Source organism: Vibrio sp. (genome assembly GCF_050299255.1).
Lineage (GTDB): Bacteria > Pseudomonadota > Gammaproteobacteria > Enterobacterales > Vibrionaceae > Vibrio.
This window is the reverse complement of record NZ_JBNKVP010000031.1, coordinates 24,586-37,440: the sequence shown is the minus strand read 5'-3', so window position 1 is coordinate 37,440 and position 12,855 is coordinate 24,586. Positions and strand designations below refer to the sequence as shown.

13 protein-coding genes are annotated in these 12,855 nt (G+C 47.1%); 9 read left to right on the top strand and 4 right to left on the bottom strand.

Going from position 1 to position 12,855, the window contains the following annotated elements; genetic code table 11:
• The first annotated feature begins 29 nt into the window (after nt 1-29).
• Complete coding sequence (locus ACQY6F_RS10380) at nt 30-932, top strand: L,D-transpeptidase family protein (RefSeq protein WP_428774169.1); 903 nt, start codon at nt 30-32, stop codon at nt 930-932.
• Between the two features lie 80 nt (nt 933-1,012).
• Here ACQY6F_RS10380 and ACQY6F_RS10375 read toward each other — a convergent pair whose 3' ends face one another.
• Nucleotides 1,013-1,273, bottom strand: a complete 261-nt coding sequence (locus tag ACQY6F_RS10375; protein ID WP_428774164.1) for an Lpp/OprI family alanine-zipper lipoprotein — start codon at nt 1,271-1,273, stop codon at nt 1,013-1,015.
• A gap of 414 nt (nt 1,274-1,687) precedes the next feature.
• Here ACQY6F_RS10375 and ACQY6F_RS10370 point away from each other — a divergent pair, with 414 nt between their 5' ends.
• From ACQY6F_RS10370 to pstB, 5 genes are all read left to right on the top strand, one after another.
• Nucleotides 1,688-3,034: a DEAD/DEAH box helicase gene (locus ACQY6F_RS10370; RefSeq protein WP_428774168.1), complete on the top strand. Its 1,347-nt coding sequence runs from the start codon at nt 1,688-1,690 to the stop codon at nt 3,032-3,034.
• Nucleotides 3,035-3,238: 204 nt separating this feature from the next.
• Nucleotides 3,239-4,060: a phosphate ABC transporter substrate-binding protein gene (locus ACQY6F_RS10365; RefSeq protein WP_428774163.1), complete on the top strand. Its 822-nt coding sequence runs from the start codon at nt 3,239-3,241 to the stop codon at nt 4,058-4,060.
• An 88-nt stretch (nt 4,061-4,148) separates the two neighbouring features.
• Nucleotides 4,149-5,084: a phosphate ABC transporter permease subunit PstC gene (pstC, locus tag ACQY6F_RS10360; protein ID WP_428774162.1), complete on the top strand. Its 936-nt coding sequence runs from the start codon at nt 4,149-4,151 to the stop codon at nt 5,082-5,084.
• A 3-nt stretch (nt 5,085-5,087) separates the two neighbouring features.
• Nucleotides 5,088-5,951 (top strand): phosphate ABC transporter permease PstA, encoded by an 864-nt coding sequence (gene pstA / locus ACQY6F_RS10355; protein ID WP_428774161.1) that lies wholly within the window; start codon nt 5,088-5,090, stop codon nt 5,949-5,951.
• A gap of 50 nt (nt 5,952-6,001) precedes the next feature.
• On the top strand, nt 6,002-6,751 hold the full coding sequence (gene pstB / locus ACQY6F_RS10350; protein WP_428774160.1) for a phosphate ABC transporter ATP-binding protein PstB: 750 nt from the start codon (nt 6,002-6,004) through the stop codon (nt 6,749-6,751).
• Nucleotides 6,752-6,900: 149 nt separating this feature from the next.
• Here the strand turns inward: pstB and ACQY6F_RS10345 are convergent, their stop codons facing one another.
• From ACQY6F_RS10345 to ACQY6F_RS10335, 3 genes are all read right to left on the bottom strand, one after another.
• Nucleotides 6,901-8,025, bottom strand: a complete 1,125-nt coding sequence (locus ACQY6F_RS10345; RefSeq protein ID WP_428774158.1) for a GGDEF domain-containing protein — start codon at nt 8,023-8,025, stop codon at nt 6,901-6,903.
• Nucleotides 8,015-8,491, bottom strand: a complete 477-nt coding sequence (locus ACQY6F_RS10340) for a hypothetical protein (RefSeq protein ID WP_428774157.1) — start codon at nt 8,489-8,491, stop codon at nt 8,015-8,017. Before ACQY6F_RS10340 ends, ACQY6F_RS10345 begins: the two co-directional genes overlap by 11 nt.
• 177 nt (nt 8,492-8,668) lie before the next feature.
• Entirely contained in the window at nt 8,669-10,039 is a 1,371-nt protein-coding gene (locus ACQY6F_RS10335; protein WP_428774156.1) for a YjiH family protein, read from the bottom strand.
• A gap of 335 nt (nt 10,040-10,374) precedes the next feature.
• On the opposite strand from ACQY6F_RS10335, the gene ACQY6F_RS10330 reads away from it, so the two are divergent.
• The 3 genes from ACQY6F_RS10330 (at nt 10,375) to ACQY6F_RS10320 (ending at nt 12,855) form a co-directional block, all read left to right on the top strand.
• Nucleotides 10,375-10,983: a hypothetical protein gene (locus ACQY6F_RS10330; protein WP_428774155.1), complete on the top strand. Its 609-nt coding sequence runs from the start codon at nt 10,375-10,377 to the stop codon at nt 10,981-10,983.
• An 86-nt stretch (nt 10,984-11,069) separates the two neighbouring features.
• Nucleotides 11,070-11,369 (top strand): isoamylase early set domain-containing protein, encoded by a 300-nt coding sequence (locus tag ACQY6F_RS10325; protein WP_428774153.1) that lies wholly within the window; start codon nt 11,070-11,072, stop codon nt 11,367-11,369.
• 175 nt (nt 11,370-11,544) lie between these two features.
• Entirely contained in the window at nt 11,545-12,855 is a 1,311-nt protein-coding gene (locus tag ACQY6F_RS10320) for a peptidoglycan DD-metalloendopeptidase family protein (RefSeq protein ID WP_428774151.1), read from the top strand.

Below are 12,855 nucleotides of genomic sequence, written 5' to 3'. Positions count from 1 at the left end.
CCTGTATAAAGATGCGAAGGAAAATTAATATGCTGCGAATTCTGCTCACTTGCTGCTGGTTATTAAGCGGCGGTGTGTATGCTGCCACCTACGATCTGCCCACCGGTGGCAGTAACATTGTCGGTCGCACTCAGTACCACAGTATTAAGCAGGGTGAAACACTGGCAGAGATCGCCAAACAGTATGATGTTGGCTTTCTTTCCCTGATGGCCGCGAATAAAGGGGTAGACCCGTTCCTGCCTCAGGAAGATTTTGTGTTAACGATTCCCACCCAGATCATTTTGCCGCCGGTAGATTATCAGGGGGTGGTGATCAATTTGGCCGAGTTGCGGCTTTACTATTTCGAGCCCAACAGTAATAAAGTGCATATTTTCCCGGTCGGCATTGGCCGTATTGGTCGTGATACGCCGGAAATGGTCACTTCAATCAGCCAGAAGCGTCCGGCACCGACCTGGACCCCGCCGGCGTCAATCCGCCGCGAATATTTAGCGAAAGGCATAGAGCTCCCGGCAGTGGTGCCCGCAGGACCTGAAAACCCACTTGGAGATTACGCGCTGCGGCTGGCTTATGGCTCAGGTGAGTATTTGATCCACGGTACCAACAAAGATTTTGGCATCGGCCTGCGAGTCAGTTCCGGCTGTATTCGTATGGAGCCGAAAGACATCGAATGGCTGTTTGGTCAGGTGAATGTGGGTTTAAAAGTGAGGGTAATCAATGAACCGGTTAAAGTATCCCTGGAGCCTGATCGTAGTGTATTTGTGGAAGCCCATGAACCCTTGACGAGAAGTGATGGTTCGAAAAAAAGGCTGGAACTGCCGCTGGAACTGAGCTGGTGGCTGGAAGAGTTTCAGATATCTGAAGCGAAAGCAAAAGCCGTTATTCTGGCGCAAAATGGTGTGCCGGTAGAAGTGGTTGCGGGAGAGATAAAATAGCCCGGCTGTGTTGAGGAAAATTTAAGTTAAAAAAATAGCCTGCTCATTAAGCAGGCTATTTTCTCACTACGGCAACAGAATTACTTAGTGTAAGACTGGGCGATGTTGTCGATACGCTCGTTAGCACGCTCAGCTTCTTCTTGAGCAGCCATAGCAGCATCGTTAGATTTTTTGATGTCTGAAGACAGTTCAGACTTCATCATCGCAACATCTTGGCTTAGTTGATCAACTTGGTTGCTTAGTTCGTCGAGTTTTGCAGTAGTGGCTTCATCAGGACCTGAAGCACAACCAGCCAAAAGCAGTACTGAAGACGCCGCAGCTGCGATTAACATTTTGTTCATAGAAGAACTCCTTGCATTTATTGTAGGTATCAAAAAGTCGCCCTATACATAGTTACGCATATAGTGACTTTGTTAAGTGTAGTCTTAATCATATAGAACACATAGTGGAGAAAAGTCAAAAAAATCCAAGAAGTTAGTATTATTCTGCGATAAATTGACCGTGCTCTCACATTAACCCCTTGTTACTAAGCCATTAATGACTATTTTTTGGCGCTATTCGCATATCTATATTAATTACACGCATTTATCAGCTTATGTCTGAAATTTGACACTGATGTGAATCTTTTTCAGTGTGATTTTTTCTGTGATCGCTATCTATTTAATCGGCTTTCAAGGTATTATTGGCCGTTATTTATCAAGAGCCGATTTGACTGGGTTTGTATAGTCAGCCGATGGCTCAAATTGAACTTTCAACTGGAGAATACTTTGCACTTTAAAGAGTTGGGCTTAGATAATCGCTTACTTAAGACATTGCAACATTTTGATTTCAAGCAGGCCACCGAAATACAGCAACGCGCGATACCGGTTGTGGTTGCGGGAAAGGATCTGCTGGCTTCGTCCAAAACAGGTTCAGGTAAAACCTTGGCTTTTGTTCTGCCAATGTTGCACAAAGCGTTAAAAACCAAAGCACTATCTGCCAAAGATCCACGCGGTATTATTTTGGCACCCACTCGTGAACTGGCAAAGCAAGTTTATGGTGAGCTACGCTCTATGCTGTCAGGCCTCTCTTACGATGCCACATTAATTGTTGGTGGTGAAAACTTTAACGACCAGGTAAAAGCACTGCGCCGTTATCCACGTTTTATCGTCGCAACTCCAGGGCGACTGGCGGACCACCTCAACCATCGTTCTCTTTATCTGGATGGCGTAGAAACGCTGATCCTGGATGAAGCGGATCGGATGCTGGATCTCGGTTTCGCGCCACAATTGCGTCAGATACATAATGCCGCCAAGCATCGTCGCCGTCAGACTCTGATGTTTTCCGCCACTCTGGATCACGCGGAAGTGAATGATATTGCGGCCGAGATGCTGGACGCACCAAAGCGGATAGCCATTGGTGTGTCAAACGAAGAGCACAAAGATATCCAGCAACGCTTTTACTTGTGTGACCACCTGGATCATAAGCAGGCGCTGTTAGACAAAATTATCTCGGACGCCGATTACCGGCAGATGATCATTTTCACTGCCACGCGTGATGACACAGAGCGACTGACTGAGCGACTCAATGCCGAGAACCTAAAAGCGGTCGCTTTGAGCGGTAACCTGAACCAGAACCAGCGTAACACCATCATGAGCCGCTTTGAGCGAGCGGTGTATAAGATTCTGGTGACCACAGATGTCGCCTCTCGCGGGCTGGACATCGCCAACGTAACCCATGTAATCAACTTTGATTTGCCTAAGCATACTGAAGAGTATGTCCACCGGGTCGGACGTACCGGACGTGCCGGGAATAAGGGGGATGCGGTTTCGCTGGTAGGGCCAAAAGACTGGGCCAGTTTCAAACGGATAGAAGCATACTTGCAGCAGGATATTGAGTTTTCTGAAATGGAAGGGTTGAAAGGCAAGTTCAAAGGTTTGAAGCCGAAGAAGCCTCAACCGTTGAAAGGCAAATTGTCTGGTAAGAAAAAAGCGCCGAAGAAAGCCGTTAAATCAGCCAAACAACCGGCTAAGCGGGATAAAGGCTTCTACACCAATGTGGCCGTGGGCGATCAGGTGTTTGTCCCGAAAAAGAAAACACCACCTTCCAGTGATGACGAGTAAATACAAGGGTTGCCAACAGGCAACCCTTTTTTTATCAGTATTTCCAAGCTGTTCATAGAGTGCATTGACGCCAATTTATTCCAATTGAACTGCCTTTGTCATACAGCTTTCAAGTTAGTGAAACACAACTGTCATATTTGCGTCCTAAAGTGAGCTTCGTTCAAGTGAAACACAACGGCAACAAAGCCACTAAAGGAAATTGTGATGAAAAAGACAGTAATCGGTGCAATCGCTCTTCTAGGCGCACTGGCAGTAACTCCAGCTTCTGCAAAAGAAACTATTTCTGCGGTAGGTTCTAGCAGTGTCACTCCACTGATGGAAGTTTTCTCTGAAACATACATGAAGAAAAACTCGAACGTATTTATTGAAGTCCAAGGCCCAGGTTCTTCGGCGGGTGTTAAAGCGGCTAAAAACGGCAGCGCGGATATTGGTATGTCCTCCCGCGACCTGAAATCGTCTGAAAAAGAAGACAATCTGGTTGAAGAAGTTATCGCTCGTGACGGTATCGCGGTTGTTGTACACCCAAGCAACAAAGTTAAAGGTCTGACTGCTGACCAAGTGTCCGGCATCTACAAAGGCGAAATCACTAACTGGAACCAGGTAGGTGGTGAAGATAAGCCTATCGTTGCGATCACTCGTGATACTGCTTCTGGTACTCGCGGTGCATTTGAAGACATCATGAGCCTGAAAAAGAAAATCGGCGACAAGAAAGTGTCTGCTATTTCTCAGCGTGCTCAAGTGGCTAACGGTAACGGCGGTCTGAAGACTATGGTTGCTTCAAACCCATACGCAATCGGCTACATCTCTCTGGGTACTGTAGACGGTTCTGTTCACGCTCTGTCAATTGATGGTGCTGATGCTAGCGTAGACAACGTGAAAAACGGTTCTTACAAAGTTGCCCGTCCTTTCCTGGTGCTGTACAAGAAAGGCAAACCTTCAGCTGAAACTCAGAAATTCCTGGACTGGATGCTGACTGAAGAAGCTCAGAAGATTGTTGCTTCTCACCACTACATCTCTGTGAACTAAGTACTAAATTAAACAAGTTTGCTCAGCCCGGTTTTGGGCTGGGCCTTTTCTATTCACGTCCGACAAGTTCGTACAGTGAGATTATAATATGACCATCGCGACCAATAGTGACAAGCTTATGAATGATTCAGAAGCGACCCCTATCCATACGCCAGGTCTGCGCGCGAAAAAGCGTGTCGATTGGAAAGAGCGTATCTTTCACGGATTATTCCTGACCAGTGCCGTTATCGGTATTGTGTCGTTGGCGATCATCGCCTACTTCATTTTCAGAGAGAGTATTCCAGCTTTCCAGGAAGCCGGAATCAGCGGCATCGTACTTGGCCAAGACTGGTTGCCGCCAGCCCTATACGGCGTGGCAACTATGATCGTTGCCTCGGTGGTATCTACATTTGGTGCTGTGGTGGTAGGCGTTCCTGTCGGCGTGCTGACCGCGATATTTATTGCTGAAATCGCGCCAAAACGCCTGGCTGATATCATTCGCCCGGCAGTAGAGCTGCTGGCGGGTATCCCTTCTGTGGTGTACGGCTTCTTTGGCCTGGTTATCATCGTTCCGCTGATTCAAAATATTTTTCAGGTACCGGCGGGCAACACCATACTGGCCGGTATTATTGTGCTCGGTGTGATGATCCTGCCAACGGTTATCACCGTATCTGAAACCTCGATTCGTGCGGTACCGAGTTCGTATAAAGAGGGTTCTCTGGCGCTGGGTGCATCGCGCATTTTCACTATCTTCAAATTGCTGGTTCCGGCGGCACGCTCGGGCATTATGACCGGGGTGATTCTCGGTATCGGCCGTGCACTGGGTGAAACCATGGCCATTATCATGGTGATGGGTAACGCACCAGCGATGCCGCAGGGCATTTTAGACTCGGCCCGGACTCTGACTGCGAATATCGCGATAGAAATGTCCTACGCCAGTGGCGTACACGCCAGCGCGCTGTATGCGACCGGTGTAGTTTTGTTGGTGTTCATCATGATACTGAATGCAGCACTGCTGTATCTAAACCGTGAGAAAGCGAGGTAACCCATGGATCGTGTGAAACTGAAAAAGTCTCGTGACCTGAAAGATGCCATTCTCACAGGTTTTATCTGGGGCGCAGCCGCATTAACTGTCGGCTTCCTGTTCTGGATCATCTGGTACATTTTGTCCAATGGTCTGCAACACGTCGACTGGAACTTCATCACGGATAACTATACTCGTACCGGCGATGAGCACGGTATTTTCCCGATGATCATCTCTACCATCTATATGGTAGTGGCGTCCATTGCCGTAGCGGCTCCGCTGGGTATCATGACCGCTATCTATCTGACCGAGTATGCCAAAGTTGGCAGCAAGCTGGTGAAGGTCATCCGCTTCTGTACTGAATCATTAGCGGGTATTCCGTCGATTATCTTCGGTCTGTTCGGTATGACGTTCTTCGTCGCTATCCTGGGACTTGGATTTTCAATCCTCTCTGGTGCGCTGACACTGAGCATACTGATTTTGCCAGTGATCATCCGTACTACTGAAGAAGCCCTGATGGCGGTTCCGCAGACCTATCGAGAAGGTTCATACGGACTGGGTGCGTCGAAAATTTATACTATCTGGCGATTGATTCTGCCTAGCGCGATACCTGGGATACTGACTTCAGTCATCCTGAGTATTGGCCGGGTAATCGGTGAATCGGCGCCGGTTTTCCTGACCGCCGGTATGGTGGCACGTATCCCGGATTCTCTGCTTGATTCGGGCCGTACCCTGACGGTGCACTTGTATAAGCTGACCACTGAGCTCTTTACTGTAGAGGAGTGGAACCAGGCTTACGGCACAGCAACGGTACTTATCGTGGTGGTGTTGGTGATCAACATGCTCACAAAACTATTGGCTAAGCGGATCAATACCGCAACTTATTAATTGAGCGGCACCAAGCCACGTCAGACGAACAGAATTTAGAGAATGACAGCATGAACAAATTTAATATTGAAGGTCTGGACCTATTCTACGGTGAAAACCAGGCACTAAAATCGATCAACCTACCGATTCCTCAGCGCCAGGTGACGGCGTTAATCGGCCCTTCCGGTTGCGGAAAGTCAACCTTATTGCGTTGCCTGAACCGCATGAATGACCTGATTGAAGGGGTCAAAATTACCGGTAGGCTGGAAATGGACGGGGAAGACATTTACGGCAATATCGATGTCGCGGATCTACGTATCAAAGTCGGCATGGTATTCCAGAAACCGAACCCGTTCCCGATGAGTATCTACGAAAACGTTGCTTATGGCCTGCGTGCACAGGGCATCAAAGACAAAAAGTATATCGACCAGGTAGTTGAGCGTTCGCTGCGCGGCGCAGCACTGTGGGACGAAGTGAAAGATCGCCTGAAATCGCACGCGTTTGGTTTGTCTGGTGGTCAGCAACAACGTTTGTGCATCGCGCGTACTATCGCAATGGAGCCGGATGTGATCCTGATGGATGAGCCGACTTCAGCACTGGACCCGATTGCTACCCACAAAATTGAAGAGCTGATGGAAGAGCTGAAGAAGGATTACACCATCGTAATCGTGACTCACTCCATGCAACAGGCTCGTCGTATCTCAGACCGGACCGCATTCTTCCTGATGGGAGAACTGGTGGAGCACGACAATACAGAAACCATATTCAGTGAGCCCAAAGATGACCGTACTAAAGGTTATGTAAACGGCGACTTTGGTTAATGGTTCGAGTAACTCAACCTCATCACTATAATAATAAGCGATGGTATTTTTGCCCCTCTTTTAGAGGGGCTTTTTTTGTTTTGAATAACGTGAGATTGGCTAGTGCTATAAGATGCGCTTACCGCCAACTGGCTGTGTGAATGGGGACGTTACTGATTAACCCGTAGTCCGCTTTTCCCACAGGCACGATGCCGAAATTTCATTTCGTACATCTGATGGTCAGCGATAGAGATTAACTGATTAAAGTCGAGACTGTCTTCTGGGAAGCGAGAGACGCCCACACTCATCGACAGGTTGACAGAGCTGTCATTGGTCAGTTCTATCGGCTTCTCAAAGCAACGGAACAGCTCATTGATCAACCGATCTACCTGGGCGCTTTCTACGCTGGGACAGATGACAGAAAATTCGTCACCACCAATCCGGTATAAGCTGCAGCGGAAGTGCTTCTGAACTGTATCGTTAAAACGCTTACTGATCTCTTTTAGCGCGCTGTCGCCAATGATATGGCCGTAACTATCATTAACGTGTTTAAAGCCATCAAGGTCTATCAACAACAGTGAAAATGGCTTTTGACGGTCGACCTGCGCTTTTAGATGTTTAATCAACGCCAGGCGGTTAGCGGCGTTGGTCAGCGGGTCGGTTAAGGCCAATGAACAATGGTATTGTGATTCTTTATGCAGGATATAGCTGACCAGAGCTACGCTAGCGATCAGCATGAATAGAAACAGATACTGGGCTTGGGTAAGTCGTTTGGCGTGGCTTAGTTGTTCCAGGTATAACGGGCTGGAATTGCGAAAGTTCTCATTTACGTAAGCCACCATATCCTGATAAATCAGTTCAAATTTTTTAGCGAGCTGCTCGGCTGATTGACTATCATTGACGGCCTGAAGTTCGGGCTCTAACTGACTAAAACGGCGAAATAGGGTGGACAAAAATTCTCGGGTGCCTTCCAGGGCGACAAAATCCGCCGATTCCTGGCTATTGAGCATGACATCGAACCGGCTCCAGGTGAGCTCGAACTTTAACCAGGTCTGTTCTTTCTCTGCCGGGTTGTCGGCGCTGTAAGGGGTGATGGCAACCAGTTCACTGAATTCTTTATTAAGCTGAAACATAAACCAGGTTGCCTGATACTGGCTGTTGGTAAACGACTTTGCCAACTCGCGCGTGGCGGACAACAGGTACAGGTTCGCCAGGATCAGCAACGCAGAAAGCACTATCAGCAGTGATTTCGCACGCAGTAAAACCGATGGTAACGGGGTTGGTTTATTCGCCATTATCTCTATGAATTATAATTTTGTCGATTTGCCATACCATTTGTGAGTAGAACAATTCGTTATTCAGTTGTGGGTATTTATCAAGGTTAAATACCAGCCAGAATGGACCTTTCTCTCGAATCCGCATTTTCTGGTCGTCCAGTTTGTATACGATAACTGGATGATAATTTTCGATATCTTCTATTACCGTTGTCGCCGCATAATCATTAAGAGCAATAAAGGACATCGCCGAGGCGTCATTGATATCGTAATATTTTAGCAGCTGCTCGGCTGGGACTCCGGTATATTTTTTAGCTTCTTTAAACCAAGGTAAGCTAGTGGTGAAAGAGACTTTCGGCAGTGCTTGCTCTATGGTCTGCATACTGAGCGTTTCCACTTTTCCGTCCGGAAGTTCAACGGATAATTCGCTGCTTTGTCCCCAACTGCTAAATAGTAACGCAGCTAAACTCAGACCCCATTTTGTCATCTTACCCATACTACTAGTGATATTTTAGTTGTTATTTATTGTGCAATTATATGCGTCTAGAAGCACTTTTTAAATCAAATTATCATCAGTTAAGACTATTGGAGTAGCGTTACGGAAGGTTAGAGGCAAAAAAGGCTTCCTATTGGAAGCCTTTTTATTAATTGCATTTTGCAATGATTAGAATATCAGGTGAGCCACACCGGCAATCACAGGAAGAGTGATCAGAGTACGCAGAATAAAGATAACAAACAGTTCTGCGATATTAACCGGAATTTTGCTACCCAGAAGCAGGGCGCCGACTTCTGACATGTAGATTAGCTGCGTTACCGACATAGCGGCAATGACAAACCGAGTCATTTCACTGTCGATGGACGCTGCCAGAATCGCCGGGATAAACATATCCGCAAACCCAACCACGATAGTTTGTGACGCTTGTACAGCTTCTGGAATACCCAGTAGCTCAAGGAACGGGATAAATGGTTGGCCCAGGATACTGAAAACAGAAGTGTGTTCAGCGATAACCAGAGCGACTGTACCGATACCCATAACAACAGGTAATACGCCAAACACCATATCGGCAGCGTTACGCAGGCCTTCGGCAAACACGTTTTTCAGTGAGTTTACCTGACTGGCTTTCGTTACGGCCTGTTGCATCCCCCAGCTAAAGCTGGTGTGACCTTCTGGAATGGCATTGGCGTCATCGCTAGGTGCACTGCCATCCACATAGAGATCTTTTTTCCAGCTCAAAGGTGGCAGACGCGGGATAATGATGGCGGCAACCAGGCCGGCCAGACAGATCGCGCCGTAAAATGGCAGAAACAGATGCTCCAGCTCAACCTGAGCAATCACAACCAGGCTGAAAGTAATCGAAACTGCAGAGAACGTAGTGCCAACAACCGCGGCCTCACGTTGAGTGTAGAACTTGTCTTCATACTGTTTACTGGTCAGCAAAATACCAACACTGCCATCGCCCAACCAGGATGCCATACAGTCAATTGCGCTACGACCTGGCAAATTAAACAGTGGACGCATGATTTTGCTCAGCAAGGTGCCGAACAGTTCCAGTAAACCGAAATTGAGTAGCAGAGGGAGCAGTAAGCCTGCAAAAATAAATACAGAAAAAAGTGTTGGCAGCAGGCCTTCCAGTAATAGTCCGCCAGTGTTTTCTTCCCATACCGCTTCAGGACCAACCTGGAAGAAGGTCATGATAACAGCGATACCACCGATGATCCGAACAGCAAGCCAAAGTGGTGATGGATTGAGCAGGCTATTCAAAAAAGGACGGTTGGTAACAAATGCTGGCTGGGCAATTTTACATACCAGAGAAGCAGCGGCCATGGCGACAATCACCAGAGTAATGATTGACGAAGCTGAGTCGCCAATCAGACCGGTCAGTGATTTGGCCAGTATGGCAACAGGTATGGTGAGGTCCCCGTTATAACTGATGGGCGCCATGAAAAGAAAGATCCCCATTAACGAGGGGATAAGAAACATCCAGAAAGGGCCTTTACCTTTTGGTTTTTCTAGCGTTTGAGTGTTGGTTTGCATTTGATTACTCATGTTACTACTAGTCAATAATAGCCAGATCCTTGGCATATTTATTCACTAAACATCCTTATTAACTCAATTGCCGCAAGATTAACCTTTTATTAAGTCTCTTGCAACACTATTCAATGTTTGGGATTAATTATTCAATACATATCCCTATTTCAGATTCATATGTTAGAGAAATGTTTCATTTTTGACAACTGTTGAATGTGGCTGGTTAGGACCTATAGTTTGTGCTGATAAGGGTCGGGAGTGTGCGGCGTATGCGATCTATTGTGTATTCAGAAGCGGGCTGTTAATGTTGGCGCATTCCTCAGGCATAAGGCTCAAACGAGATGAAACGACGTCTTTTACCCGTACCGCTAATCCTGCTCATTCCTATTGTATTGCTGCTACTGGTGGTTGTTACGGCCGTCTATCGGTTTAGTCTGGACGACGAGCAGATTCTGGCCAAATATCCGGCCAGCACTCAAACGTCAGACCCGATTGTTAAGCAGCTGTTTGGTATCAGCACAACGAATCCCTGGACGATTCAGGTACCACAGTCGAAAGCGTTTGCGCTGATTGATGAGACAGACACCGAACATCAACGTGTCTTCGGCAGTTACGATGACGGTGTGGAACGCGGAACGGTGTCAGTGTTAACCGATACCATTCGTCCACTGGATCCGCAACGCAGTGTGGCCATTATGGTGGTGTCCAACCAGGGCAGTGGAGCGTTTTATTATCTGTCGCTGTTTCGTTTTGATGATAGTGTGAAAAGGATCGTTCTGGCTGATAGCCAGCTGCTGGGCGATCGCATAGCGATAGAGCAGCTAACCACGGATGGCAACCAGATCCAAATTCGCTATAAAAAACACGGACCGGATCAGGCTTACTCTGAGGAACCTGAATTAATGGAAGCGGCTCAGTATAGCGTGGCACCCGACAACCAGCTGCGATGAAAACAACAGCAACATTGAGAATGGTTACAATGTTGCTTATGCTAGAACTAGTTTGCAGGAAATTTAAAGACTCAAAGGAGTGAGCAATGATCAACAAACGTTTTTTTAAAACTAAAGATGAAGTGGAAGTGACATTTGAGTTGCCGGCTGAACAGGTTGACGAGTCGGCTCAACTGGTTGCTGATTTTTTAGACTGGCAGCCAGCTACGATGAAAAAAGTCGCCAAATCTAACTCATTTAAATTCAAAACCCGGCTGGCTAAAGACAGCGAGTTTGAGTTTCGGTATTTGGTGGATAATCAAAAGTGGCTTAATGATCCCCATGCCGATCAATACAGACCTAATGGTTATGGCGAAGACAATAGTCTGATCAGCACCTTCGAGTAGATGCTATTGATATCTTTAATTATTTAACATAAAAGTATAGAAATGTTAGCGAAAGGGGCACTAATGTGTCCTTTTTTTGCATTTTTTTACCTTAATCCGAACTTTCAGGGTCGTGACATTTTTGCGCTAAACTCGTAATCTAACGCCTTTAGAAATTTGATAAGTGAGTAAGATCGTGCGCCCAAAATCTGTCGCTATTCGTTTGCGTGACATTTCAACTCAGGGAAAACTGCTGTTATTGAGCCTGCCAGTGATGGCAGCCGTGGTTTTTCTTCCTTCGGCGAACCAATCTGACTTGCGTAAAAGCATTAAACTTCAGTTACCGGAATCGAGCCAAAGCGCCCAACAAAGCCAGCAGCCCCACCCCGTGATAGATATTCCGGATTACGAATACCAAATTCAAAAAGGCGATAACCTCAGCGGTATATTTACTCAGTTAGGTTTCTCTTATCAGGAGCTAATGAAGGTCATGGAAACCGACCTTAACTATTTGGCACTGGATACACTGCAGCCAGGCGATACTCTGCGCTTCTGGCGTGATGAGCGTACCCAGCAGCTCGATAAGATGGAGCTGGAATTTAGTGTGGTGGATAAAGCAGTCTATCTTCGCGAGAGTGATGACAGTTTTAGTTATCAGGCGGTTAAAGTGCCTGGCACGTGGAAAGAATATGCAATTGTGGGTGAAATCAGCGGTTCATTCTCCAAATCCGTGAATGCACTGGGACTCGGCAACTCTGAGATCCAAAATCTGGTGTCTTTACTGCGTGACAAAGTCAACTTTGCTCGTGATCTGAGAATGGGTGACAAGTTTGAAGTGGTGCAGAGTAGGCAGTTTGTTGGCAACAAACTGACGGGAAACCGAGAAATCCTGGCTGCCAAAATCTTTACCCGTGGTCGGGTTATCACGGCGTATCTGCATTCAGACGGTCAGTACTACGACAAAGATGGCAACAGTTTACAGCGCGCATTTCGTCGCAGTCCGGTTAACGGAAAATACCGCTTGAGTTCTTCGTTTAACCCTCGTCGTAAGCATCCGGTAACGGGACGCGTAACCCCGCATAACGGTACCGACTGGGCAACACCAATGAACACGCCGATTGTCTCAACCGGTGATGGTGTGGTCGTTATGGTGAGGCGCTCTCACCCATATGCCGGCAATTACGTGGTTATTCAGCATGGTAATAAATACAAAACCCGTTATCTGCACCTGAACAAAATTTATGTCCGTAAGGGGCAAAAAGTTAGTCGTGGCGAGAAAATAGGCTTGTCTGGCCGAACTGGACGGGTTACCGGGCCGCATATCCACTATGAATTGCTGGAGCACGGCCGTCCGGTTAATGCGATGAAGGCCAATATTCCAATGGCGACCTCAGTACCTAAGCAGCAGTTAGCCCAGTTTAAAGCCCGCAGGGATGAGCTGGATGCCATGTTAAAAGCAGAAGAAGAACAATTGGCCAACGTGGTTAAGCCGGATTCTAATGGCTAA